The following is a 24,924-nucleotide window of genomic DNA, read 5'->3' on the forward strand; positions in this document are numbered from 1 at the left end:
ATGGCACAGACTCGCACCGAAAACCAGACCTTCTATTGGATCGGCACTGATCGCAACGGCGATCGGGTCAAGGGGCAGACCGACGGGCCGAACGAGGCCATGGTCCGGACCATGCTGCGTCGACAACAGATCAATCCGCTGCGGGTACGCAAGCAGACACGGATTTTCGGCATCGGCGGTCAGCGCAAGAAAAAGATCAAGCCGGTCGATATTGCAATCCTGTCGCGCCAACTTGCGACCATGCTCTCCGCCGGAGTGCCACTGGTTCAATCGCTGGAGATCGTGGCCGAAGGCGCAGCCAATCCAAGCTTGGCCGAACTGGTGCGCTCGATCCGCGACGAAATCGAATCCGGCGTGTCGCTGGCCGAGGCCCTGGCCCAGCATCCGCGCTATTTCGACGACCTGTTCGTGAATCTTGTCGCTGCCGGCGAACGCTCCGGCACGCTCGAGGCTCTGCTCGACAAGATTGCGACCTACAAGGAAAAAACCGAAGCGATCAAGGCCAAGGTGCGCAAGGCATTGTTCTATCCCGCTGCCGTGGTCATCGTCGCGATCATCGTCATGGGCATTCTGCTGTACTTCGTGGTGCCGCAGTTCCAGTCGCTGTTTCGCGGTTTCGGGGCCGATCTGCCGGCCTTTACCCAAATGGTCATCGGCCTATCGCAGACCATCCAACACTGGTGGTGGTTGATCGTCGGTACGGCAGTCGCGGCCGGCTATGGTTTCGTAATCGGTCGCAGACGTTCGCACGGCTTTCGGCGGCTGCTAGACCGGATATCATTACGGGTACCGGTGGTCGGCCCGATCGTGAACAACGCTGCAGTAGCTCGGTTCTCGCGCACCCTGTCGACCATGTTTGCGGCCGGGGTGCCGCTGGTCGATGCCCTGGATTCGGTCGCCCGCGCGGCCGGCAACGTCAGCTTCGAAGAAGCCATCGATCAAATGCGCGGCCAGGTCGAATCGGGGCAGCGCTTGGAACTGGCGATGTCGAATACCGGCCGTTTTCCGAACATGGCCCATCAGATGGTCAAGATCGGCGAAGAGGCTGGCGCGCTCGACGCAATGTGTGCCCGGGTGGCCGATGTCTACGAAGCCGAAGTCGATACCCAAGTCGATGCCCTGTCCTCGCTATTGGAGCCCATGATCATGGCCGTAATCGGCGTACTGGTCGGCGGTCTGATCATCGCCATGTACCTGCCTATCTTCAAACTCGGCTCGGTGGTCTGATGGTCTTGGCTAGCCTGCCGTCCTGGTTAGTTTGGTCTGCGGTCATCGTGCTCGGCCTGGTTGTCGGCAGTTTTCTCAACGTCGTGATCGTGCGGCTGCCAATCATGTTGTCGCGTCGCTGGCAGGCCGAGGCCGCCGATACGCTCGACCAGTCGCCACCGGCTTCGCAGACCCAACGCTTCGATCTGGCCACTCCGCGCTCGCGTTGTGCGCACTGCGATACGCCGATCAAGCCCTGGCACAACCTGCCGGTCGTCGGCTACCTTCTGCTCGGGGGACGTTGCGCAGCCTGCGGTGCACGTATCTCCGTACAGTACCCATTGATTGAAATCGCCGCCGCAGGCCTGGCTGTGATCGCGCTCGCACGCTTTGGGCCAGCCCCCTGGGCCGGCTGCGTGGCGGTCGTCTCGTGGCTATTGTTGGCCATGGCCGCGATCGACTGGCAGACCCAGCTGCTGCCGGATGCGCTGACCCTGCCGCTGCTATGGCTCGGTCTGCTGGCCAGCGCGCTGGGCATCCCCGGCAGCCCAGCGCCCGGAGCCGCAATCATCGGCGCGGCGAGCGGCTACGCGGGGCTTTGGCTGGTGTTTCAGGCTTTTCTGATTGCGACCGACAAGGCCGGCATGGGCTATGGCGATTTCAAACTCGCGGCCGCTTTGGGTGCTTGGATCGGCTGGACCCAGCTGCCGCTGGCTATCCTCGCGGCCTCGCTCGGCGGCGCCCTGGTCGGCGGCGCGTTAATGGCCAGCGGGCGCCTGGCACGCGGCGCGCCGATGCCGTTCGGGCCGTGGTTGGCCTTGGGCGGCTGGCTGGCAATGATCGCAGGCGATACAATCCTGCACGCCTATTTGACGCTATCGGGATTGCGCTAGTGCCTGTGCTCGACGTTATCAGTCATCTACGACAGGTTGATGACAACACGGCCATCGGCCGACGGTCTGATCAATTCGTCTTCGGAGCCCCGGCATGAGTCGGAAACTATGTATCGGCCTGACGGGCGGCATCGCCAGCGGCAAATCCGTCGTTGCGGCCGCATTCGAACGCCTGGGCGTGGCGATCATCGACGCCGATAGCGTCGCACGCCAGATCGTCGAACCCGGCGAGCCCGCCCTGGATGAAATCATCGCGCGTTTCGGCGCCGATATCGTCGACGACTCGGGCCAGCTCAAACGGCGCGAACTGCGCACTATCGTGTTCGACGACGATGACGCGCGTGCCGACCTGGAAGCGATTACCCACCCTCGGATTCGCGAGGAACTGGCGCGTCAGCGAGATGCTGCCGATTCCGAATACTGCATTCTGGTGGTGCCACTGCTGATCAAGTCCAGCATGATCGAACTGGTCGATCGGGTGCTGGTCATCGATGCACCGGAGCACGTCCAGATCGAGCGCCTGACCACCCGCGACGATGTCGACGAGACCCTGGCCCGCAAGATGATCGCAGCCCAGGAGGCGCGTGAGGAGCGGCTGGCCCATGCCGACGATGTATTGATCAACACCGGCCCGCGCAAGGATATCGCCGATCTGGCCGCCGCCCTGCATGCCGGCTACCAGCGCTTGGCACGCGGCGAAATCGCCGATCTGCCGCCCTTGCATCTGCCCGGCTGAGCCCGCGCTACCGGAATCGATGCGCAGTAAAGACCGGGCGATATTTTGACCCGTGAGGTCGGCAACATAGACTATCGTCGCTTATCTGAGACTGGCGGAGGCCCGTGTGACGGATGACGACGAGCTTTGTTACGAACAACCGCTCAACGAGCGAATCCGGACGTTTCTGCGCGTCGAACATCTTACGGCCCGACTGCACTATCATCGCGAGGATATCGGTCCCTGGGGCCGACGTGCGACGCTGGATACGCTTTTGGACATCCTCAATGTGATGTCGCGCCACGATATCCGCGGCCAGGTCAGCAAGGAACTGGTCCAGCGGCGCCACGGTCTGCAACATTTGGCCGAGCGCGAGGATATCGATCACGGCTGCCTCGACGGCGTACTGGCTGAACTCGACGAAGCCAGCCACGCCATGGCACAAATCCCGCCGCAGTTTGCCTCCTATCAGCTGCGCGACAACGAACTGCTCAACAGCCTCAATAATCGCCATGCGATTCCCGGCGGGACTTGCAGCTTCGATCTGCCGGCCTATCGACACTGGCTTGCCCAGCCGGCCGAGCGTATCGAGGCCGATCTCGATCGTTGGCTGCGGCGCGTTCTACCGATCGAGCGTGGCATCCGGGTGCTGCTACGACTGCTGCGCGACAGCGCCACGCCCACCCAGGAAACCGCCAAAAACGGCGTACTGGTGCACAACACGACCGCCGGCACCCAGATGATCCGCGTCTTGCTCGACGATGCCAGCGTATTTCCTGAAATCAGCGGCGGCCGACATCGTGCGACCGTGCGTTTCATGCAGCATCAGGACAGCCAGCTGCATGTCCGCCAGACCGAGACCAGCATCGTCTTTCGTATGGCCTGCTGCCGCTTCTAGACTGACTTCGACCTAAAGCGCGATGAGTTCAAAACCGACTGCCCCCTGCCCGCAATGCGGCGAGCCCAGCGATATGAGCCCGAACAATCGGTATCGCCCCTTTTGCTCGCGTCGCTGTAAATTGATCGATCTCGGCGACTGGCTCGACGAGAGCCACCGAATCCCCGACCCGAGTGGCTCGGCCGGCACCCCAAACTGGGCCGACGGGGACGACGAACCGACGCACTAACGCCAGCGGGTGTACCCCACGACGCCGCAGCCAACGCGCCGGCGTCTTCGGATTGGGCCGCCTATGCCCAATCAACCATGACCAGCCTCTGGCATGGTGAGTTTTGATCTTGGTCCCCCCAGAGCCGGCGGCCTGCGCCCAGCAGCCGGGCGCGGGCTCTCGTTCGAACGACCCATCACCAGACTCGAGAAAGCTGCTGCAGCACGCTTGAGCACGGTTTGACCGCTCCGGCATAAGGCCGCGGGCCACCAAACGCAAATATCCCGGGAACGCACGAGTCGATGCGAGCTGCCCCCGAGCATGCGGGCCGACGGGCCCGTTCGAGGTCAGCGATCTAGTGCTTAGATACTGCGTCGCTGGCCGCGCGAGCCCTTGCCGACCGGCCAGAGCCCGGTGATCGCCGCAACGCCTTGGGCGTTGTGGGCGATAGCATCCTCGGCGTCGTCCGGGCCGAGACCGCCCAGCGCATAAACCGGCAGCGCCAGTTCGCTGCGTTCGTTTTCGAAGCCGGGCCAGCCCAACGGGCTTGCCTCGGGATGGCTGGTCGTCACCGCGACCGGCGACAGAGTCGCGAAATCGGCGCCCGCCTCGACCGCAGCCGTAAGCTCGGCAGCATTATGGGCCGAGACCACGAACCAGTGCTGGCTGGAGACCGGCCGGCCGCCGGCCCGTTCCAGTTGATCGACCGACCAATGTAGGCCGGCTGCCCCGAGCGCATCGACCATATCGGTATCGCGGTCGAGCAGCACGGCGGTCTCATGGATGCGTGCGAGCTCGATCACCCGCTCTGCCAGGCGTGCATACTCGGTATCCGTCAGCGCCGGATCGCGCAGCCGCAGCAAACGCGTACCGTTGGCCAGGGCTTGGTCCAGGCCTTCGAACCAGTCGATCTCGCCATAATCCATGATCCCTGGTGTGATCAGATACTGACGTGGCAGCGCCAGCGCAGCCAATATCACGTCGGTCGCCGGCAACAGGCTCACGTCATCGAGTTCCGCGGCCGACGCCCAGCGTATTGCTTGGCCTTCGCGGCCGCCGGGCGTGCCTGTCCAGTCATGGATACGCCAGACGTGCAGGCGTACCGGCCTGGGACCGCGGTCATGACAGAACCGAATCAGCGGCGCCCCGTGCAGATCGGTCACCCCGATCTCTTCGGCGAGCTCCCGGGTCAGGCAGTCGAAAATCGACTCGCCCTGTTCCTGCTTGCCGCCCGGGAATTCCCAGTAGCCAGCGCCCGGCGTATCCGGTCGCCGCTGGGCGATCAATAGCCGGCCCTGGCTATCGACCAGTACTCCAACGGCGATATCCAGCGGTGTATCCATATCAGCTGCGATATTCGGCATTGATGCGGACATAGTCGTAGGACAGATCCGAGGTCCAGACCGTGGTCGCCGCGTCGCCGCGCCCCAGGCCGATATGTATCGTGAATTCCGGTTGAGCCATCACTGCCGCGCCGTCCTCCTCACGATAATCCGCCCGCGGCTGGCCGCCGGACACGATCGCCACCTCATCAAGCGCGATATCGACCCCGGCGATATCCAAGGCCTCGACCGGCGCGCGCCCCACGGCAGCCAGAATCCGCCCCCAGTTAGGGTCGCCCGCGAAGGCCGCAGTCTTAAATAACGGCGAATGGGCGACCGTGAACGCCACGGCGCGGGCTTCATCGATGCTCGCCGCACCGCTGACCGCCAGGCTCATGAAGCGGGTTGCACCTTCGGCATCGCGCACGATCGCACAGGCAAGTTCACGCATCAGCTCGGTCAAGGCCTCGACAAACGCCGGCCACTGCGCATGCTCGCGGGTCAACGCCACCCCGGCGCCAGTGGCGCAGAGCATCGCGGCATCGTTAGTCGAGGTGTCGCCGTCGACCGTGATGCTGTTGAACGACGCCGCATTGGCCGTACGCAGCGCCTGATCCAGATCCGCTGCCGGAATCGCCGCATCGGTGGCCAGGAAGGCCAGCATGGTCGCCATGTTCGGGCAAATCATGCCCGAGCCTTTCGAGATGCCGGTCAACGTTACGGTCTGGCCATCGATGGCCAGCGTTCGCGATCCGCCCTTGGGCACCGTGTCGGTGGTCATGATCGCGCGCGCAGCCCCCAGCCAGCCCTGGGCATCGAGGCCGCCGGCCAACGTATCGATCGCGGGCACGATGCGTTCCATCGGCAACGCCTGGCCGATCACACCGGTCGAAAACGGCAGTATCTGCTCTGGATCCAGGTCGAGCGCACGCGCGGCTGCGGCACAGCACTGCCGGGCGTCAGCATCACCGGCATCACCGGTACCGGCATTCGCGTTGCCACTATTGATCAACAGCGCCCGTGGCGCCCGAGCCGCCAAGTGCTGCTTAGCCACTATCACTGGGGCCGCGGCAAAAACGTTGCGCGTAAACACACCAGCGACCGTCGCCCCGGGGTCCAACACCAGCAACGCTATGTCGTCGTCACCGGGCTTTTTGATCGCCGCATCGGCACAGGCCCAGCGCGCACCGGCTACGGCCAGCAACCGCTCGGGCGCTTTCAAATTGACCGCCATGAGCTATCGATTCCTTTGAGACTGACCGCGAACCGGCATCGGACGGTACACGGATCGGTGTTCTGGATCAGGCATCCCGTCCATGGCAATGCTTGAATTTCTTGCCCGAGCCACAGGGGCAGGATTCGTTGCGCCCGATCTTACGGCCGTCGCGCACGAAGGTCTCCGGCCGGACTTCGACATCGTCACCGGCCGCCGGCCCGGAGCCAACCGGCTGGCCCGGCCCCGGCAGATTCGCCTGGGCGGCCTGCTCGGGAGCCACTTCCGCGCCTTCGCTTTCGGCACCGGGCTGCGCGACCGCCTGTTCCGCAGCCGAGGCCGCATCCTCGTGCTGGAACTGCATGTCTTCCATCTGGCGCCGGCGATCTTCGCGGGCCTCTTCAGTGATCTGGTTATCGATACGGCCCCGCGCCAACACGGTCACGGCCTCGTGCTTCAAGCGCGAGAGCATATTGTTGAACATCTCGAAGGCTTCACGCTTGTACTCGTTCTTTGGATCCTTCTGAGCATAGCCGCGCAAATGGATGCCCTTGCGCAGGTAGTCCATCGCCGCCAAGTGCTCGCGCCAGAGCGAATCCAGGACTTGCAGTACGACCGCCTTCTCGATCTGGGCCATGTTTTCGGCCCCGGCGGCCTCGCGTTTTTCTTCATAGGTGGTCTTGAGCTCGGCCGCGATCCGCTCGCGCAGGCCTTCTTCGTCGAGCTGGTCTTCTTCATCCAGCCATTTCTGAATCGGCAGCTCGGAGCCGAAATCGCGCTCGATCGCCTGCTCGAGGCCTTCGACGTCCCACTGCTCTTCGAGGCTGGCGCGCGGGATGTATTCCGAGATCGCCTCGTCGACCACATCGGTCCAGATATTTTCGACCAACTCCGAGATGCTGTCGGAGTCCATGATTTCGTTGCGCTGCTCGTAGACGACCTGGCGCTGATCATTGGCGACGTTGTCGTATTCCAGCAGCTGCTTGCGGATATCGAAGTGGTGGCGCTCGACTTTCTGCTGAGCGTTCTCGATCGCCCGGGTCACCCATTTATGCTCGATCGCCTCGCCTTCTTCCAGGCCGAGGTTCTGCAGCATCGAACGCAGCCGCGGTGGCGTAAAGATACGCATCAGACTGTCTTCGAGCGACAGATAGAACCGCGAGGCCCCCGGATCGCCCTGGCGGCCAGAGCGCCCGCGCAGCTGGTTGTCGACGCGCCGCGATTCGTGACGTTCGGAGCCGATCACCAGTAGACCGCCGGATTCCAGTACCGCGTCGTGGGTCTTATGCCATTCGTCGAGAATCCGCTGCCGGCCGGCTTCGTCGCCTTCCTCGAGGGCCTCGAGCGCTTCCTCGACGTTGCCGCCGAGCACAATGTCGGTACCGCGGCCGGCCATGTTGGTCGCGATCGTGACCGCCCCCGGCCGGCCGGCCTGGGCGATGATTTCGGCTTCGCGCTCGTGCTGCTTGGCGTTAAGCACTTCGTGACGGATACCGCGCTGGCGCAGCAGCTGGGCCAGCACTTCCGAAGCTTCGATCGAGGCCGTGCCGATCAGTACCGGCTGGCCGGTCTGGCTGGCCGTAACCGCCTCGTTGGCGATCGCCTCGAACTTCTCGCGGCCGGTCATATAGATCTGATCGGGCAGATCCTTGCGCTGCAGCGGCCGGTTGGTGGGAATGACCACCACTTCCAGTTCATAGATCGACTGGAACTCAAAGGCCTCGGTATCGGCGGTGCCGGTCATGCCGGCGAGCTTGTTATACAGCCGAAAGAAATTCTGGAAGGTGATCGACGCCAGGGTTTGGTTTTCTTTCTGGATCGGCACCCCTTCCTTGGCTTCGATCGCCTGGTGCAGGCCGTCCGACCAGCGCCGGCCGGGCATAGTCCGACCGGTGAATTCGTCGACGATGACCACTTCACCGTCGGCGATGATGTATTCGATGTTCTTGGTATACAACGCATGTGCGCGCAGCGCTGCGTTCATATGGTGCATGAGCGCAACGTTGTTGGCGTCGTAGAGCGACTCGTCTTCGGCCAACAGACCGGCTTCGCGCATCAACGCCTCGACCTTCTGATGGCCGTCCTCGGTCAGATGCACCTGCTTGCTTTTCTCTTCCTTGGCGTAATCGCCCGGCCCCTCTTCTTCTTCTTGCTCGGTGAGATGCGTGACCAGCTTGTCCACGCGCTGCGAGGTCTCAGGATCATCATCGGTCGGCCCGGAGATGATCAGCGGCGTCCGGGCCTCATCGATCAGGATCGAGTCGACCTCGTCGATGATGCAGTAGTTGAGCTTGCGCTGGACTCGGTCCTCCGGGGTAAAGGCCATGTTGTCGCGCAGATAATCGAAGCCGAACTCGTTGTTCGTGCCATAGGTGATATCGCAGGCGTAGGCCGCACGCTTGGCCTCGGTATCCTGGCCCGAAAAAATCGTGCCCACGGTTAGACCCAGAAAGCGATACAGCCGGCCCATCCAGTCGGCATCGCGCGAGGCCAGATAGTCGTTCACCGTAATAATGTGCACGCCCTTGGCTTCCAGAGCGTTGAGATAGGTCGTGAGGGTCGCGACCAGAGTCTTGCCCTCACCGGTCTTCATCTCGGCGATCTTGCCGTGGTGCAGTACCTGACCGCCGACCAGCTGTACATCGAAGTGGCGCATGCCGAGCACCCGTTTGGCGCCCTCGCGCACCACGGCGAAAGCATCCTCGAGCAGGTCGTCCAGGGTCGCACCATCGGCCAGTCGCTGGCGGAACTCCTCGGTCTTGGCGGTCAGCTGTTCGTCGGTAAGCGCCTCGAACTCGGCCTCTCGGGCGTTGATCGCATCCACGACCTTATGCATGCGCTTGACGACGCGCTGGTTGCGGCTACCGATCAGTTTGGTCAGGAAATTGCTCATGAACCCTCGTCGTCTGGCCCGACAGGCGGCACGCGGGTCGCCGCCAAAAGCCGGATGATAACGCAGCCGGTGCAGCGCTTTAAGACACGCTGCCCTACGCCGGGTTGTGAAACCGACTCGCTGGGCGCCCGCGCCGGCGATTCCGAACGGCCTCGAAACTGCTACGATGGCAGATCAACGACGCCGTACCAGCTCAGGACATGGGGTCGACACCTCAATCAATCCAGTCCCTTTTGCATATCGCTGCGCCCGCGATGGCCGACATTCTCGGCCGCGCCCGTTTCCTGGCGCGTATTCGCGCAGCGCTACTGGAGATTCTGCCAGAGGCCGCCGGCTCGCAGATCCAGGTCGCAGCCTACGAGGACTACTGTCTGCGCCTACACGTGGCCAATGCCGCCTGGGCCACCCGGCTGCGCTATATGGAAGTTCAGCTGGCGCGCGCGCTGGCCCAGCGCATGCGCCTGCAGGTCAACCGGATCCAGGTCAAAGTGCGCCCGGTCGGGCTGGGGCCGTTCGAAACCGTGACCCGGCCGCGCCCGATGTCCGAGCGCACCCGCGCTCATTTACAGCAGACCGCCGGTTATATCGACGATCGCGCGCTAGCTAACGCGCTACGCCGGCTGGCGGACGCCGGCCGGGCCGAGTAGCCAACTCAGGCGCTGGCGCGAGCCGGTGCCTCATCGACCCGCGCAGTGCCCTGTTCCAGTCGATAGACATGATCCGAGCGCTCGGTCAGCGCCGAGCGATGGGATACCGCCAGCACCGTATAGTCGTCACCCAGGGCCCGCAGAGTGGCGCTGACCGCGGCCTCGGTTTCCGGATCCAGCGCGCTGGTCGCCTCGTCTAAGATCAGCAGACGGGGCTTGTGCACTAGCGCCCGGGCGATGACGATCCGCTGGCGCTGGCCGCCGGACAGCCGCCCGCCGTGTTCGCCGACGTTGGTATGAATGCCGTCTTGCATCTGGGATACGAAATCCCAAGCCCCGGCCTGCTCAAGCGCAGCGATCGCGGCGTCTTCGGACAGATCGGCATCGCCGACCACGACGTTGTTGTAGATCGTGTCGTGCAGCAGAACGGTATCCTGGGGCACATAGCCGATCATTGCCCGCCAGGCTCGGATATCGATCTCGTCGATCGGCACGCCATCGATCAGAATACGCCCGGTATCGGCCCGCAGCAGACCGATGATCAGATCCACGAGCGTGGTCTTGCCCGCCCCAGAAAAACCGATCAGCGTGGTGAACTCGCCGGCGGGGATCTCGATATTCACGTCGCGCAGTACGTTGCGGCCCTCATAACCGAACTGAACGTCCTTGATCTGCACGCCTTGGTCCAGACTGGGCTGGCGATCGCCGAAGGCGCTCTCGCGCGCCGCCCGCGCCTCTTCGATCTGTTCGTTCATCGCCCAGTAGAAGGCCTCGCGAGAAGCCAACTTCTGATATTCCTGCTGGACCTTGCTCAGACGTGTGAGCATGCGGGCGAGCACGATGGTCAGGACCATGATCTCGGACAGCCGCAGATCCCAGACCAGCAGCGAAGCCGCCACGCCGACGATCAGCACCACGCCGATCAGCAGTTCCTGGAGCGCCTTGAGCGATTCCTGGGCCAAAACTCGAATACGCAGCGCGTTGTTCAGATCCTGGGTCTGGCGCTCGAGCATGCGATCGATCTGGCCTTCGCGGGCCATCGACTTGAGCGGCTTGAGCGAGGCCAGCGAGTCGGTTAACAACGCCATGAGCTGCTGAAAGGAATTCTTCTGGCGCCCGCCGGCCTCGCGTGAAATCGAGACCATGATCTTGAGCAGGCCAAAGATGCCCACGCCAACGCCCACCGCCAGGGCTGCGATCTTCCAGTTGATCAACAGCGCGACCAGCAAGAACACGGTCGACTGGGAGGCCAGCGCGGCCAGATTGGCCATGCTCTGGAACGCCTCGGCGCTGTTCGTGGCCTCGGTGGAGATCGTGTTAGACAGCTTGCCAGTGCGCTGGCTCAAAAAATATTCCCAGCGCGAGGACGATAACGCCCGCAGAAAGTTCAATCGCCCGTCGGTGGCGATCGCCGCGACCGTGTACCCCACCTGGCGATAGGCCAGCAGGGTTAGCGCGGCCTTGAACACTAAACCCACGACCACGATCCCCATCATCGTGCCGATGGTGGGATTGATCGACAGCCAGTTCAGACTCTCGCTTAGAAAATCCGATGTTTCGTGGCTGACCAGTCCGGAACTGCTATCGGTCGCGATGGTCAGAATCGGCAACAGCGTCGATAGACTGAGGCCCTCGGCGACACTGGCCACCACCAGGCTGATCCATACAATCAGACACTGCAGCGGATAACGATGGAAAAAAGCTTTTATCAGTTGCACGCGGTCAGCTCGTCGGTCGCTGGCTTGTATTATACAGGCATTGACGGCCCAGCCGCCCCATGGGACTGCCCGATCGACAGCGCAGCGGGTTATCCTAGCGTGTTTTGACCGCCGGCGACGATGCCGGCCGACCCGCGAGCCGCCATGGTCCAGATCAGCGTTGTCATTCCTGTCTACAACCGCGCCCGCTTCATCGGCGCCGCGATCGACAGCATTCTTGCCCAGACGGTCCGCGACCTGGAGTTGATTCTGGTCGACGACGGCTCGACCGACGGCAGCCAGCAAATCATTGAAGGCTATGCCGATCCACGTCTGCGCCTGATTAAAAACCCTGATAACCAAGGCATTGCCGCCAGCCGCAACCGCGGTATCGAGGCCGCGAACGGCCGCTATCTGGCATTTCTCGACAGCGATGATCGCGCCCTGCCCACGCGGCTACAAAAACAGATCGCTTTTCTAGATGCGCACCCGGACCATGCCGCAGTCGGCAGCTGGATCCGCTGGATCGACGCCGACGGTCAAAGCCGCGGCAAGACCAAGCGTAAAGCTGCCGACCCCGATCAAATCGCCGCCGAACGACTGTTTCGCTCGAGTATCGAAAACTCGACCGCCACGGCCCGTACCGAGATTCTACAGGCCTATCCGCATCGCGAGGATTTTCGTCTCGGCTCGGATTACGAGCTCTGGGCCCGCATCAACAACGATTACCGGCTCGCGGCGCTGCGTGAAGTGCTGGTCGAACGGCGCCGCCACGATGCCCAGAGCAGCGACGAACACTGGCCGGAGGCCAAACAGTGGCGATTGGCCGTATTCGCTGCGCAACTCGAGCGTCTCGGCGTGGCCTATACGCCCGAAGACCTCGAGCGCCACTACACCCTGCGCCGAATGCACAAAGAAGATTTCGCTCCTGATCATGCGTTTTTGGACTGGGCCGAGACCTGGTTCGAACGGCTGCGCCAAGAGAATACGTGTCGAGCGATGTACCCGGAGCCCGCTTTTTCGCGCGTACTCGGACTGTTCTGGATCAAAAGCTGCTGGTTCGCGCGCCAGCGCATCGGTCGTGGCCGAGCGCTCGCCCGCTGCATGACCTCGCCGCTACGCAGCACGATCGCGCCCGGGCTGCGCGCCGAACTCCAAACCCGACTGCGCCCCGGAGCTTGAGCGCTTTCGGGCCGCTTATCCGGCGCTCGAACTCGACGGCGTCCCGAGCTCACCGAAAAGACACCTGAGGTGGCGAAACGGTAATGTGACACGTGACGAATCCTGATCGGCTAGGCTTGCTCCGGTATGACTTGGCATTCCCGACGATGACCCGACTCGCGCTGTTTACTTCGGCCCTCAGCGGTGGCGGCATCCAGAACTCGATGAGCAACCTGGCGATCGCCTGGGCCGCACGCGGTTACCAAGTCGATCTGGTGGTCTGCCGCGGCGATCCAGAGATCGCCGAACGGCACCGCGCATCGGGCGTGAACGTGATCGTGTTGCGTGCCTCTGCCCCGCTGATTGGGCGTATTCTTGCGTTGCGAGCCGACCCCAAGGCCTGGCGCCGGCTCGGCCCGACCATACTATGGCCGATCAGCACCTGGTCGAAACTGCGCTATCTCGCCGCGCTGCGCGATTATCTGCTCGAATGCCGCCCGGCCGGGCTGGTTTCGGCCATGACCCAGTGCAATCTGGTTGCGGTTTGGGCCTATCGGCTCGCCGGTATCGACGGTCGACTGCTGGTCTCCGAGCGCAACATGCTGTCGCATTTCGCCAACCCGCAGGCAGCACGGTTACGCTGGCGCCATGCACCTGCCTTGGTGGGCACGACCTATCGCCATGCCGATGCGATCGTGGCTGTATCAAGCGCGGTCGCCGACGATCTGGCCTGTTGTACCGGCCTGCCCCGCGCGACCATCACGCCGATCGTGAACCCGGTGGTCGATGATCGGCTGTATGCCGCAGCGGCGCGCGACAGCGCCCATCCCTGGCTAGATGAGGCCGGCCCGCCGGTCGTTCTCGGGGTCGGACGACTGGTGGCACAGAAAGACCCCGTCACGCTAATGCGCGCATTCGCCCGGGTTCGGCGCCTGCGCCCGGTACGTCTGATCCTGATCGGTGATGGCCCATTGCAACCCGAGCTGCATAAGCTGGCCGAGGAGCTGGGCGTGGCCACCGATGTCGATTTACCCGGCTGGATCGATCCGCCATTCGCTCATATGGCCAAGGCGGATGTGTTCGTGCTGCCATCGCGCTGGGAGGGCTTGCCAGGCGTTCTGATCCAGGCCCTAGCCTGCGGCTGCCCGGTGGTCGCCACCGACGCGCCGGGCGGCTCGGCCGAGATCCTCGAGCACGGCCGCCTGGGTCAGCTGGTCGCCGTCGGTGATGTTGCGGCCATGGCCGAGGCGATCACGACGACCCTGGATACGCCCTGTGATCGTGCAGCTCTGCGCCAGCGCGCACAGACGTTTTCCGTGGACGCCGCGGCCAGCGGTTACCTGGAGCGACTATTCGGTGCTACTTCGCCTTGAGATCGCGCCAAACCTGCTGCATCTCCCGGATCGGGCTGGCGGGATTCCAGCCAGCGCGCACCCGGGTAGTCCGCAGATGGTCGAACTCGGCCAAGAATGGACCGAGATCGCGGACCCCGGCTTCGACCCCGGCCCAGCGCTCGACAAACGCCGGTGAGTCCAGGCTCAGATCGTCCGCGGCAACCTCGTCGAGCAGCGCATAGCCTTCGGCAGTCCAGCGATTGACCCAAGGATCGGCGATCAGATCGTCGCGAGAAAAACGCGTGCTGGGCTTGCCCTGCACGAGAAACTGCTCGGCGTATTCGTCGATACCGGCCTGTTCGGCCGGGCCAACCGGCAGATCGAGATCGCGAGCCACGCGCAACAGCTGGCCGCGTGGGTCGGCCATCAGGCGGTCGAAATCGACCACCGCGCACGGCCGCCCCGCCAGCCGATGAAAATACGGCACCACGTTGACCAGCCATTCCATGTCCGACCAGACCTGACGTCCGCGCTGCGGATTGATCTTGCCACGCGAGCGGGCCACGCTCATTGGATTGCGCAGCGCGATCAGATAGCGCACATCCAAATTCAGCGCGTCATGGATCCCGGCCCAGAACGGCATGGTGCGCAGGGTGCGGGAGTATTTATACCCCCACAGCGGCGTATCGCCGAAGCGTTGACCCAGGGTTTTGATCGCCTGGGCCTGGATCTGCTTAATGCGCGGCGTTTCGAACTCGGCATCGTCGAGCAGCCGTACACTGTGCCCGCGAATATCCAGCGCACGCTTGAGCTGCTTGCTGATCGCCAGCACATCGTTGTCTTCGAAAAAACCGGTCGGATTCTTGCCGCTGCCGCTGCGCAGGTTGTGGCCCAGATCCACGCCGAGCGCTTCTAGACCGCGGGTAATCGCGCTGGTGCCGCTGCGCCCGGCTCCCAGCACCGGAATGACGGTTGAGCGCTTGGTCTCGGGCGCCGCAGAAGCCGTCGAAACAGCGGCTTCTACCGGAGTGGCGGTCTCGTCAAACATCGCGCCGTGCTTCACCGGCCAACCGCCCTTTAAGACGGCGTATGCCGGCCCGCAGGCGATCATTGATCACGACGATGAAAACCTTGCGGTACATACCTTCCGGACAGGTGATCTCGCGCACGCCATGCCAGGAGCGCTCCATACGCTGGAACAGCAAGCTGTAGTTGCCGACGCTCTCGCCCTCGAAAGCATTGTCGAAATCTTCGAAGTCAGGGGCCGACTTGCGACTGAACTGACCGTGGTCGTCGAGGATGACCGTATCGCCGCCCCAGTCCGGGCTCCAGTCTTCCGGCGGGCTAAAATAGAAGATATGCGAACCGAGCTTGCGCGTAGCGTCGCAGTGCGGCGACACCGAACTGCCGGTCGGCGCGTAGTGCCAGTGGAAGTTCAGCTGGAACCGGCCGCGGCCGAACATGCGCTTGATGAACGCATGATAGCGATCGCTTTGCAGCTCGCCGACGAACTCGTGCCAGGCTGGATCGATATCCAGACTTTCATCGTATTCCAGTGCATAGCGATCGTGCGGCTTCTGGCCGTGCGATCGCTTCACACCGAAATTCGGCACCATTTGATCGACCGTGGGCAGCGTCTCGTAGAGCCGCTGGTAGGCCTCGTCGGTCAGTAGCCCGGCGGGGTTCATCCACGGATAGGGATAGGCATTCTGGAAACGGCTGGTTTCGATTGCTTCCAGCCGGTCGAAGTCAAGATATGGCATCGCACTCGCTCACGCCAAGTGGTGATAGTGGGGCAAGAATAAGGGCGCGCCGATATGCATTCAATCGGCGAACAGCGCCCGGATACGGGCCACGGTGGTGGCCATATCGGCCGGCGGGCGGGCCGGCGGGTCGGCATCGACCAGGCCGGTGGCGCGCAACCGCTCGTGAAAAGCCGAAAAATCGCGCCGCGGCTTGAGCCAACCGGCATACACCAGACGGCGGTGGAGCGCGGCCAGCAGACCGCTCGGCCGCCGCACATTCTTGTCGGGCGCCCACTCGAATAGCGTCACGGGGCGCCCGGTCGCCGCAGCCTCGGCCGGCAAAGACGCACTGTCGGCGGTCACGATGAAGCGATCCGCCAGCGCGAGATAGGCGGCATAGGGATTGTCGAGATCGTGCGGCCGCCAGCGATAGATATCGGCCGGCGCATCGATCGCCGCCGCCAGCGCCTCGGCGGCAGCCTGCGGCGTTCTCGGGCTGGTCGAGACCAGCAGGCTGCCGCCGGCCGCATGCGCAGCCGCATTGGCCTGGGCGCCCAGCCGCGCGGCGGTCTCGGCATCGAACGTATAGCTGGAACTGTCGCCGCCGACCATGACCGCGATCCACGGCCGCGGCAGCCCGGCCAGGCGCTGACCGAACCGGGCCGCGGCCGTCGCCTGTTGATCTTCGGCAATCACGTTCAACGGCAAGACATTGCGCTGTACGTTAGGGGCCTCCGGGACACGGAACTGATCCAGAGTGACGACCAGATCGAAATGGTGCAGCGGCATCTGGGCATGCAGCAGATGCACGAGCCGGGTTCGTCCGCCGGAGCGCTTTTTGATCCAGCGCGCGATCGGCGCCGAACGTCGCGAGGCCGCGATCACCAAATCCGGCCACGGGGGGGCCAGTTGATCAGCTTGCCGGTCCAGAGTGAATGCATGCGCGCCCAGCACTGGATTGGGCAGATGATTAAGCGCATTCCACGACAGCTGCCGGGTTTCATATGGCCAGCCCAACGCGTCAGCCAGGGCAATCATCTGAGCATTCCCGCCGGCGCCCTCGCCCAGTAGGACCCAAACCCGCGGCAGCGCCTGAGGCGTATTAGTCGCCGCATCGCGCGCGTCTGTGTCTGGCGCCGCATCACCGGCCGGCAACACCTGTTCTGGGGATTCGGTATCGATGTGTACGCCATCCGAGCCACCGGCGCCCTGTTCACTCGATGCCGAGTCGTTCAGCCCAGCCCCGAACTGTGCGCCCCCGACCGGCGCCTTGCCTGCAGTCGTCATCGACTAGCCGGCGCGTACGGCCGCGATCGGGCTGGCATTGGTATCGACGGTCCGGCCTTCGGCATCGGGCAGGCGCAGCATGGCCCGGATGCGCTGGGCCAGCCATTCGGTTTCATGCCAGGCCGGGGGCCGCCAGGTCTGCAACGTATCGCCCAGCATGCGGACCACCCCATAATCGACCAGCTCTTCGTGCAGCGCGGCCATATTGCGACGCGGCGCGAAGATTCGACGTTCGATCAGCCGCGCGCAGCAATATTGCAGGCCTTCCTGCGGCCGGCGTGAGCCCCGTGCGTTGAAGCGATCGTGGCTGGCCTGGGTGACCACCCAGTCTGCCACCCGGCGGCGCAGATTCGGGTTCGCCTCTGGCAAGGGGGCGATGTAGACCGGTTTGCCGGTCGCTACGGCCTCGGCGATCATCGATTCGCTCTCGCCGGTCACCACGATAATATCGGCGCTGGCCAAATAACCGAGATAGGGATTAGCCGTACCGCCCGCGCTCGGCCAGGCGACAAAGCGCGAATTCGGCCCGATCGCCGCCTGAATTGCTTCAGTCGCCTGGTTACGGGTCCGGCGACTGGTCAGGATCGCCAACTCCCCGTTCGCCTGGCTGACCTGACGATCGATGCAGCAGGCAAGCCGATCGGCAGTCTCGGCATCCAGGACATGCTGGGCATTATCGCCGCCGACCAGCCATACCACGTTCGGGCCATTGCCCTCGGCAAACAGATTGGGCCATTGGTCGGCCGCAGCTGCGAGTTGTTCGGCATCCACCTTGTTCGGCGGCAGCACGGTCTCGATCTGGCGTGGATTCGGCGGCAAGTCGAAGTGTTGGCAGACCACAGCGATATCCTGGGTCTCGCCGACCCGGCCGCCACGCCGGCCCATCAACACCAGCCGCGTACTACCGTAGCTGCGGCTTTGGATCGCACGCGCGGCGACGGCCGGCAGCCAGCCCGAGGCCACGACCACATCGGGCCATGGGGCCCGCAACTCCCCGGGCCACATCGGACTGCCGGCGCCGAGCGCATCTCGGCACATGGCCACACCGTAGCGCCATGGCGCACGTAGGATGTCTTTGGGTACGGTCGACCAGCCCAGCGCTTCGGCCAGGCCCAGCGTCTGGCTACGGTGGCCGGTCTTGTAGTGTAGTAAGGCCCAGACGGTTGGCCGGCTGTTGAGCAGCGCACCACCCGACCAACGCCAGGTCTTGGGCGCCCGTCCTAGGCGTGGTTTGCGCACGACCAAGCGCCAGTGTCGTGTCGGCGTCCGACGACCGGCAGCCTCGAGCTGCTGATACCACCAGATTTCATCGGCCGGCGTGCTGCGATGGGCGCTGTCGTCGACGGTGACCGCGACCGCGACCGCACGGCGCGCCTGAGCGAACAGGGCATCCAGTACCCAGGCCACATCCGGATCGGGGAGCTGGGCCAAGCCATCGGCGAGCACGACATCCACCGGCTCGCGCTCGGCGCCATCGGCCAGCGCCTCCGGCCGATCGACCTGATTCGGGATCTGGCTCAATCCGCCCAGATTCTCGACCAGGTCGTAGCCGTAATAGGCTACGGTATTGGCTTCGGCATCGGCAATCAGGCGTTTGAAATCGACCAGCCGGCGCGGCGACGGCCGCTCGAAACGCCGTCCCGAGGCGCGCGCAGCGAAATCCGGTGTCGGATGGCGGGGGCCGAATACTTGGAAGCCGGCCGCATCGGCCTCGCGCTCGATACTGACCCAGAGCTCGCCGGCCGGGTTATCGCGATAGACGAAATCCTGGGGCGTCGGCCGCCAAGGCTGGCTATGGATAGTGGTGTAATGCACCAGATGTGACTGGCTGGGCACGTACTCGGCATCGCGCGCGTTCCAGCCATCGTCCAGGTCGCCCCAGAGCCCCGCCTCGCGCATGCGTTTTTCCAGTTCGCGATTGCCCACGGTCCGTGCCGTGCGCCCATTCCATAAATCGACCATCTTGGCGCAGTCGATGAGCATCACTGACGTATCGCGGTCGTTGATCGACAGCACCCCGGCCTCGCCCATATCAAGGTCGAACAGCTCGGCCGGATCGCGCAGGTAGATCTGGTCGGTGTCGTTGTAGATCGCCCGGCCCTTGCCGCCAGCCAGTTCGGGGATGGTAAAACGATAATTGGTGAAGCCGGTCAGCCAGAGACGGCGTTCGAAGCCGACGAAATCTTTCATCAGGTGGATTTCGTAGGCCCGTGCCGGATCGCGCACCCGTTCTACCGACCAGATGAAAGTACGTTCGGCGCGAAACTGGACCGCTTCGGTCCCCAAGAAAATACGCACCGGCGGTTTATCGCTGGGCGTGACATCCGGCTTGGGCGGCAACGACAAACACAGAGTTCGCGTCTGCGTCGATTCGGCATGACGCAGATCGCCAGCCAAAAACGTCGAGATCACCCGCTTGGTTCGAATAGCCACTGCCGCAGCCTCCCCTATGCCTGATTCAGGCCTCTATTATGGAACAGCCGAGCCCGATGCGTGAGGATGTTTCATCCTCGTGGCGACAATCCACGGCTGCGCGCACCACCAGCGCTATGCCGACCGCCCGTCAGGCATGCTGGCGATAGATGTTTTTCGGCCAGCGCCGTTTCAGACAAAGCCACTGATCCGGGTTACGCACGATCACGGTTTCGAACAGCTCGTTGATCTGACGGCTCATATCCAAAGCGCGGGTATCGCGATCGGCTTCGGGGTCGGACACGATCGGCGGGTGAATATTCACCCGGAAACGTCCGTTGGGTAGACGCTCGGCCAATACCGGGACCAGATCGCAGTCGTAGCGCAGCGCCAGACGCGCTGGCGCGGTATTGGTCATCGCCGGATAACCGAAAAATGGCACGGCCTCGCCGCTATCCAGCCGCGTATCGACGGTCATGCCGATCGATTCGCCGCGATTGAGCGAGCTCATGAGCATGCGCATGCCGCCGTCGCGTGAGACCAGTGGATTATCGAAGGTCTGTCGCAGACGGTTGAGCTGGCGATCGACATAAGGATTTTGCTCCGGTGCATAAATCACCGGCAGCGTGAAATTATAATGACGGCTTACCAGCGGCGTGAGCTGCCAGGGGCCGATATGCGCGGTCACGAATACGGTCGGCCGCTCTGGCCCGGGCGTATGGGCCCCGGGCATCAGGTTGAACTCGACCAACTGATCGCGCCGGCGCCAAATCCGGTCCAGATTCGCCAACTCGGCCATAGCGACGCCGATATTGGCAAACGAGGCGCGCGTCATCCGTTCAAGCCGTTGCCGACTAGCCTTGGGGAACACCACCCGCAGATTGCGCCGGACCTTATCAACCCGAGGCGAGAAACGCCTCACGATTTCGCCGATCCACCCACCGCAGGTAAAAGCAGCCCGCAGAGGCAGCACACGCAAGAATCCGATCAACAGCCCAATCGCCGCGGCCTCGAGCCGCCATACGATCTGGCGCTGCCACACTGCGACCTCGTGGCTGCGCCGCTTTGAAAAATAGAAACGCGCCATGATCACCCCTCGCCAATTATTCTTATTGTACCGGTGTATCTACGCCGCGCCGTTACGGCGCACGAACTGTCTCAGCCCATAGCTGCGCGGTAGCGTTCCTCCCAGGCGCGCTGGTTGGCGAGCGCATCGCGAAAATAAGCCGTGCGCTTGAGGGCTGCAATCATGGCCCGCGAAACCACCTTGCCGGGCATACCCATCGGCCGCTCGATATCGAACAGCAGCACCGCACGCTGTTCGTCGGTCTGGTTCCATACCTCGTGGGGATAGGTATCGTCGAAAAAGAACATGCCGCCCTCTTCCCAGTGACAATCGACATCATCGACCTGGATCAGACAGGGTTCGGGCGAATTGGGCACGCGTAGCCCGATGTGACAGCGCACCAGTCCCTTGGTCACGCCGCGGTGCCGCGGGATATGCTTGCCCGGGCCGAGAATCGAGAAAAACGCGTTCGACAGCCCGGGAATCGAATCGAGCATGGCCGCCGTGCGCGGGCACAGCGAGCAGCCAAAATCCATGCGCGTGCCGAAGGCATAGAGCATGAAGGTCTTCCACTGATCGTCGGTGGAAATACGCGACTGGTCGGGACTGATCTCCTGGAAGCTGGGCAACTGATTACGACGCTCGAGCAGATCATCGAGCTCGTCACGCATGGTCGGCCATTCGGCACGAACCGTTTCGGCCCAGGGGAACAGTGCGTTATCGAGCACCGGCTGGTCCGGGATCTTCGACTGGGCCGACAGAAAATCCATCAGCGTGCCACGGAACAGTTTTTTGCCGAACCGTTTGACGGTTTTGCGTCGAAAGCCCGAAGGGCCGGCCGATTCAGCGCTCATAGGAGCCTCGTTGTTGAAGTCGAATACATGCTGGTGCTGTCAATCGGCGGGTCGCCCACGGCCGGCCAGCAGTCGACCGTAAACACGGTAAGGTAGCAACCTCAACAGCGCGGCGGCAACTGTCAGGCTGGCCGGACCCCGCCAGCGGACCCGCCTGGCCACGATCGCGCGCGTCATGCGCTGCGTGGCCACGTCCATGGGCATCCGAGGCCAGCGCGGTGGCTTGCCCGGCTTGGCTACGAAACCAGGTTCGAGCAGGGTGACATCGATGCCGGTATCGATCAGATCGATAGCCAGACTCTCCATGAAGTTGGCCACGCCAGACTTGGCCGCCGAATAGGCCGCTCCGGTTGGCACACCGCGAACGGCGGCCAGACTGCCCATCGCCACGAGATGGCCCCGGCCCGCCTCGCGCATCATCGGCAGCACGGCCCCGATGGCATTGGCCACGCCAATCAGATTCAGCCGGATCGTATTCTCGATCTCGGCGGCATCGTAGCTCGCGACATGGGTTGGGCGCCCCCCGCCCGCGTTGGCGACCAATCGGGTCACCGGGCCGAATTCGGCCACGACCTCGGCCACCGCCTGGGCCAGGGCGCTACGGTCGGTGACGTCGGCCACCACCGCCATGGCTCGTCCACCCTGGTCACGAATGTCTTGGACCAAGGCTTCGAGTTCAGCCCCTCGCCGCGCGAGAACCGCCACCGCATCGCCCTGAGCCGCCAGCTGCTGAGCCAGGTAATACCCGATGCCCGAAGAAGCGCCGGTGATCAATGTGACCTCTGGCGCTGCTCGTAGGTTCATCGCCAGAGCTCCAGACAGCGTGTGCCCGGCCTACGATCAGCCGCATCGCTTGGCCCGTCGGGCCTGATCGACCGGCCCCGACCGCCTCTGTTCGACATCGTGATCCATTGCCCGCGATCACGCTCATAGGGCGCAGGCTGACCAACCTGCAGTTTCTGAACCACTATCCGTGGCTGACCGCGCGCGGCGCGCCCAGTTCGGCAAACGCCGCAATGATGTGATCAATCTGCTCGGGCGTATGAGCCGCGCTCAGGCTGGCACGTACTAGGCATTTCCCGCCCGGCGTGGCTGGCGGCAGCATCAGATTGACGTAGACGCCTCGTTCCAACAGTCCCTGCCAGAAATGCAACGCCGTATCACGCGATTCGAAGATCGCCGCAACGACCGGCCCGGGCTCGGCACCTAGTACGAAACCCTCGCGTTTCAAGCCCCGATGCAGACGTTGTGCGTTGCGCCAGATCCGCTCGCGCAGGCTACGATCGTCGCGCAGGCGTACCAAAGCGGCACGCACCGAGGCGATCACCGAAGGCACCGGCGAAGCAGTGAAGATATAAGGCCGGCTGGCATAACGGATCATATCCAGCTCGGCATGCCGGCTGACGCAGAAACCACCGGCCGCCCCCAGACTCTTGCTGAAGGTGCCGACGATGAAATCGACGTCGTCGAGCACCCCGGCAGCCTCGACCACACCACGGCCATAGCGGCCCACGATGCCCATCGAATGGGCCTCGTCGACCATGATGGCCGCGCCATGCTTTTGCACTACCGCGACCAGATCGGCCAGCGGCGCGGTGTCGCCGAGCATGCTATAGATGCCTTCGACCACGACCAGCGTCTGGCTGGCGGTTTCGCCTAGCCGGCCCAGGCGTTTATCCAGATCGGCCGGATCATTGTGCTTGAACAGCAGGGTCTTGGCGCCGCCGAGTTTCAGACCGTCGTAAATGCTGGCATGGCAGTCGGCATCCAGCATCACCGTATCGCGCGGGCCGGCGAGTGCTGCCAACATACCCAGATTCGCTTGATAGCCGGTCGAGAACACCACGCAGTGGCCCACGCCATAGAACGCCGCCAATTCGGCTTCCAGCGCCATGTGGCCATCGTAGGAACCGTTGGCCATGCGCGAGCCGGTCGTCCCCGTACCGTGCTGGCGCACGGCCGCGACCGCAGCTTCCACGCAGGTCTCGTCGAACGTCAGGCCAAGATAATTATTGGTGCCAGCCAGAATGGTACGCCGGCCACCGATGACGCCTTCGGTTGCCGAGATCACCCGCTCGATCGGTACACCCAGCGGATCGATGCCCGAAGCTTCGATTTCGCCGCGCACCTTGGCGATCGGATCGAACTTGTCGAACAGACTTAGGCGGTGACCGCCTCGTCCATCGCCTTGACCAGATCGTTCATCGTTTCTACGTCCGGCAGGGAGTTCATCGGAATCGACGTGTCCAGACGATCCTCCAACTCCATAAGCACTTCCATGACCTGAACCGAGTCCAGACCCAGATCGTCCACCAGCCGTGTCGATGGTTCGATCGTGCTCTCGGCGGGAACGTACGGCGCGAGCAACTCGCGAAGATGGGCGTAGATTTCGTCGTAGCGACTGCTCATATTGAATTCCGTTGGCTGACCCGGCCGGTGCGGCGCCCGCGGCCCAGTCACAGGTGGTTTGCAATCCCCTGTCCAGCCCGATCCGGGGCTGCCAGTCCAGCGCCTGACTGACGCCGCGATTGTCGGCTACCCAGTCAGGATAGCGCAGCTCGCGCAGTTTGCCCGGAGTGAGCATCGGCGCATACCCGAACACACGCGCCAAACGAGCGTTCAGGCTCGCCGTGGCCGCCAGGGCCAGGCGGGGTACCGGAACGCGCCGGATCGGCGCGCCACGCAGCCGGGCTGCAACCGCGACGATATCGGCCCAGCGATAACCGCCTTCATGGCCATCATGGATCTCGTATACGCCTGCCGCACAAGCGCCGCCGTTCACCCAAGCCGTGATCGCCTCGGCCAGGTCCTGTACGTGAAGCAACGACAGCCGCGCCCGGGCCCGCCCCGGAATCGGCGCCACGCCCCGCCCCATGGCCTCGAACAACGGCGCGATCTCACGGTCGCCGGGACCGTAGACAGCTGGCGGGCGCAGCACCAAGGCTGGTGTCGGCGCGTCCGCGTCGGTCAGCAGGCATTCCATCGCCCGCTTGCTCAACGCGTAGTCGGACAGTTCGGGCTGACGCGCTGCCAGCGACGACAATGCCAGCACCGGACAGCCCGCCTGGCGCGCAGCCCCAAACACATGGGCGCTGCCGTCGACGTTGACTGTTTCGAAGTCGGCGTAGCTGGCCCCACGCACGCAGCCTGCACAGTGCACGACAGCATCCGCCCCGCGCACGAGTTCATGGAGACGCTCGGGCTGGGCGAGATCGCCCCGCACCGGCACAGCGCCGAGTGCTCGCATGGTGCCCGCAGCTTCCGCGGAGCGCACCAGAGCTCGGACCTGATGCCCAGCGGCCACCAGGGTCGACGCCGTAGCGCGCCCGATGAAGCCGGTGGCGCCCGTCAGTGCGACAACGGCCATAATGCT

The 24,924-nt window shown here is 63.7% G+C and carries 20 protein-coding genes; 8 read left to right on the forward strand and 12 right to left on the reverse strand.

The window, feature by feature from the left end:
• From V5738_RS13710 to V5738_RS13730, 5 genes are all read left to right on the forward strand, one after another.
• Positions 1-1,227, forward strand: a complete 1,227-nt coding sequence (locus tag V5738_RS13710) for a type II secretion system F family protein (RefSeq protein WP_423821370.1) — start codon at positions 1-3, stop codon at positions 1,225-1,227.
• The gene (locus tag V5738_RS13715) at positions 1,227-2,099 is read left to right on the forward strand and encodes a prepilin peptidase (protein WP_423821371.1); all 873 of its coding nucleotides are present in this window, start codon (positions 1,227-1,229) and stop codon (positions 2,097-2,099) included. The genes V5738_RS13710 and V5738_RS13715 overlap by 1 nt, the downstream gene beginning before the upstream one ends.
• Before the next feature lie 94 nt (positions 2,100-2,193).
• A complete protein-coding gene (gene coaE, locus V5738_RS13720; protein WP_423821372.1) occupies positions 2,194-2,835 on the forward strand; it encodes a dephospho-CoA kinase in 642 nt (213 codons plus the stop codon).
• A 106-nt stretch (positions 2,836-2,941) separates the two neighbouring features.
• Positions 2,942-3,712, forward strand: a complete 771-nt coding sequence (gene zapD / locus V5738_RS13725; RefSeq protein ID WP_423821373.1) for a cell division protein ZapD — start codon at positions 2,942-2,944, stop codon at positions 3,710-3,712.
• A gap of 22 nt (positions 3,713-3,734) precedes the next feature.
• Positions 3,735-3,941: a DNA gyrase inhibitor YacG gene (locus tag V5738_RS13730; protein WP_423821374.1), complete on the forward strand. Its 207-nt coding sequence runs from the start codon at positions 3,735-3,737 to the stop codon at positions 3,939-3,941.
• A 341-nt stretch (positions 3,942-4,282) separates the two neighbouring features.
• On the opposite strand, the gene V5738_RS13735 is transcribed toward V5738_RS13730, so the two are convergent.
• The 3 genes from V5738_RS13735 to secA all read right to left on the reverse strand — a co-directional run bounded on the left by V5738_RS13735 (position 4,283) and on the right by secA (position 9,348).
• Complete coding sequence (locus V5738_RS13735) at positions 4,283-5,296, reverse strand: Nudix family hydrolase (protein ID WP_423821375.1); 1,014 nt, start codon at positions 5,294-5,296, stop codon at positions 4,283-4,285.
• Positions 5,265-6,476 carry a bifunctional glutamate N-acetyltransferase/amino-acid acetyltransferase ArgJ gene (gene argJ / locus V5738_RS13740; protein ID WP_423821376.1) on the reverse strand — a complete coding sequence of 404 codons (1,212 nt, stop codon included), beginning with the start codon at positions 6,474-6,476 and terminating at the stop codon, positions 5,265-5,267. The genes V5738_RS13735 and argJ overlap by 32 nt, the downstream gene beginning before the upstream one ends.
• 67 nt (positions 6,477-6,543) lie before the next feature.
• Positions 6,544-9,348, reverse strand: a complete 2,805-nt coding sequence (gene secA / locus V5738_RS13745; protein WP_423821377.1) for a preprotein translocase subunit SecA — start codon at positions 9,346-9,348, stop codon at positions 6,544-6,546.
• A 254-nt stretch (positions 9,349-9,602) separates the two neighbouring features.
• On the opposite strand from secA, the gene V5738_RS13750 reads away from it, so the two are divergent.
• Positions 9,603-9,995 (forward strand): DciA family protein, encoded by a 393-nt coding sequence (locus V5738_RS13750; RefSeq protein ID WP_423821378.1) that lies wholly within the window; start codon positions 9,603-9,605, stop codon positions 9,993-9,995.
• Between the two features lie 5 nt (positions 9,996-10,000).
• Here V5738_RS13750 and V5738_RS13755 read toward each other — a convergent pair whose 3' ends face one another.
• A complete protein-coding gene (locus V5738_RS13755; protein ID WP_423821379.1) occupies positions 10,001-11,713 on the reverse strand; it encodes an ABC transporter ATP-binding protein in 1,713 nt (570 codons plus the stop codon).
• 144 nt (positions 11,714-11,857) lie between these two features.
• Between V5738_RS13755 and V5738_RS13760 the strand changes: the two genes are divergently transcribed.
• Both V5738_RS13760 and V5738_RS13765 read left to right on the forward strand, forming a co-directional pair.
• Positions 11,858-12,874 (forward strand): glycosyltransferase family 2 protein, encoded by a 1,017-nt coding sequence (locus V5738_RS13760; RefSeq protein WP_423821380.1) that lies wholly within the window; start codon positions 11,858-11,860, stop codon positions 12,872-12,874.
• A gap of 146 nt (positions 12,875-13,020) precedes the next feature.
• The gene (locus V5738_RS13765; protein ID WP_423821381.1) at positions 13,021-14,226 is read left to right on the forward strand and encodes a glycosyltransferase; all 1,206 of its coding nucleotides are present in this window, start codon (positions 13,021-13,023) and stop codon (positions 14,224-14,226) included.
• Here the strand turns inward: V5738_RS13765 and V5738_RS13770 are convergent.
• From V5738_RS13770 to spt, 8 genes are all read right to left on the reverse strand, one after another.
• Complete coding sequence (locus V5738_RS13770; RefSeq protein ID WP_423821383.1) at positions 14,213-15,235, reverse strand: sulfotransferase family protein; 1,023 nt, start codon at positions 15,233-15,235, stop codon at positions 14,213-14,215. The genes V5738_RS13765 and V5738_RS13770 overlap by 14 nt on opposite strands.
• Positions 15,228-15,950, reverse strand: coding sequence for a hypothetical protein (locus tag V5738_RS13775; RefSeq protein ID WP_423821384.1), 723 nt, complete (start codon positions 15,948-15,950; stop codon positions 15,228-15,230). The genes V5738_RS13770 and V5738_RS13775 overlap by 8 nt, the downstream gene beginning before the upstream one ends.
• Positions 15,951-16,010: 60 nt before the next feature.
• Positions 16,011-17,219 (reverse strand): mitochondrial fission ELM1 family protein, encoded by a 1,209-nt coding sequence (locus V5738_RS13780; protein ID WP_423821385.1) that lies wholly within the window; start codon positions 17,217-17,219, stop codon positions 16,011-16,013.
• A gap of 3 nt (positions 17,220-17,222) precedes the next feature.
• Entirely contained in the window at positions 17,223-19,652 is a 2,430-nt protein-coding gene (locus V5738_RS13785) for an ELM1/GtrOC1 family putative glycosyltransferase (protein WP_423821386.1), read from the reverse strand.
• Between the two features lie 130 nt (positions 19,653-19,782).
• Entirely contained in the window at positions 19,783-20,718 is a 936-nt protein-coding gene (locus V5738_RS13790; RefSeq protein ID WP_423821388.1) for a lysophospholipid acyltransferase family protein, read from the reverse strand.
• Positions 20,719-20,789: 71 nt separating this feature from the next.
• Positions 20,790-21,551, reverse strand: coding sequence for an aspartyl/asparaginyl beta-hydroxylase domain-containing protein (locus V5738_RS13795; protein ID WP_423821389.1), 762 nt, complete (start codon positions 21,549-21,551; stop codon positions 20,790-20,792).
• 39 nt (positions 21,552-21,590) lie between these two features.
• A complete protein-coding gene (locus tag V5738_RS13800) occupies positions 21,591-22,355 on the reverse strand; it encodes an SDR family NAD(P)-dependent oxidoreductase (RefSeq protein WP_423821390.1) in 765 nt (254 codons plus the stop codon).
• Between the two features lie 163 nt (positions 22,356-22,518).
• Complete coding sequence (gene spt / locus V5738_RS13805) at positions 22,519-24,918, reverse strand: serine palmitoyltransferase (protein WP_423821391.1); 2,400 nt, start codon at positions 24,916-24,918, stop codon at positions 22,519-22,521.
• Positions 24,919-24,924: the final 6 nt, after the last annotated feature.

The organism is Salinisphaera sp. SPP-AMP-43 (assembly GCF_049568105.1).
Lineage (GTDB): Bacteria > Pseudomonadota > Gammaproteobacteria > Nevskiales > Salinisphaeraceae > Salinisphaera.

Excerpts from the sequence above, each read along its gene's own strand:
- V5738_RS13710 (WP_423821370.1), top strand. The coding sequence starts at position 1 with ATGGCACAGACTCGCACCGAAAACCAGACCTTCTATTGGATCGGCACT.
- V5738_RS13715 (WP_423821371.1), top strand. The coding sequence starts at position 1,227 with ATGGTCTTGGCTAGCCTGCCGTCCTGGTTAGTTTGGTCTGCGGTCATC.
- coaE (WP_423821372.1), top strand. The coding sequence starts at position 2,194 with ATGAGTCGGAAACTATGTATCGGCCTGACGGGCGGCATCGCCAGCGGC.
- V5738_RS13730 (WP_423821374.1), top strand. The coding sequence starts at position 3,735 with ATGAGTTCAAAACCGACTGCCCCCTGCCCGCAATGCGGCGAGCCCAGC.
- V5738_RS13735 (WP_423821375.1), bottom strand. The coding sequence starts at position 5,296 with ATGTCCGCATCAATGCCGAATATCGCAGCTGATATGGATACACCGCTG.
- argJ (WP_423821376.1), bottom strand. The coding sequence starts at position 6,476 with ATGGCGGTCAATTTGAAAGCGCCCGAGCGGTTGCTGGCCGTAGCCGGT.
- secA (WP_423821377.1), bottom strand. The coding sequence starts at position 9,348 with ATGAGCAATTTCCTGACCAAACTGATCGGTAGCCGCAACCAGCGCGTC.
- V5738_RS13750 (WP_423821378.1), top strand. The coding sequence starts at position 9,603 with ATGGCCGACATTCTCGGCCGCGCCCGTTTCCTGGCGCGTATTCGCGCA.
- V5738_RS13760 (WP_423821380.1), top strand. The coding sequence starts at position 11,858 with ATGGTCCAGATCAGCGTTGTCATTCCTGTCTACAACCGCGCCCGCTTC.
- V5738_RS13765 (WP_423821381.1), top strand. The coding sequence starts at position 13,021 with ATGACCCGACTCGCGCTGTTTACTTCGGCCCTCAGCGGTGGCGGCATC.
- V5738_RS13770 (WP_423821383.1), bottom strand. The coding sequence starts at position 15,235 with ATGTTTGACGAGACCGCCACTCCGGTAGAAGCCGCTGTTTCGACGGCT.
- V5738_RS13775 (WP_423821384.1), bottom strand. The coding sequence starts at position 15,950 with ATGCCATATCTTGACTTCGACCGGCTGGAAGCAATCGAAACCAGCCGT.
- V5738_RS13780 (WP_423821385.1), bottom strand. The coding sequence starts at position 17,219 with ATGACGACTGCAGGCAAGGCGCCGGTCGGGGGCGCACAGTTCGGGGCT.
- V5738_RS13790 (WP_423821388.1), bottom strand. The coding sequence starts at position 20,718 with ATGGCGCGTTTCTATTTTTCAAAGCGGCGCAGCCACGAGGTCGCAGTG.
- V5738_RS13795 (WP_423821389.1), bottom strand. The coding sequence starts at position 21,551 with ATGAGCGCTGAATCGGCCGGCCCTTCGGGCTTTCGACGCAAAACCGTC.
- V5738_RS13800 (WP_423821390.1), bottom strand. The coding sequence starts at position 22,355 with ATGAACCTACGAGCAGCGCCAGAGGTCACATTGATCACCGGCGCTTCT.
- spt (WP_423821391.1), bottom strand. The coding sequence starts at position 24,918 with ATGGCCGTTGTCGCACTGACGGGCGCCACCGGCTTCATCGGGCGCGCT.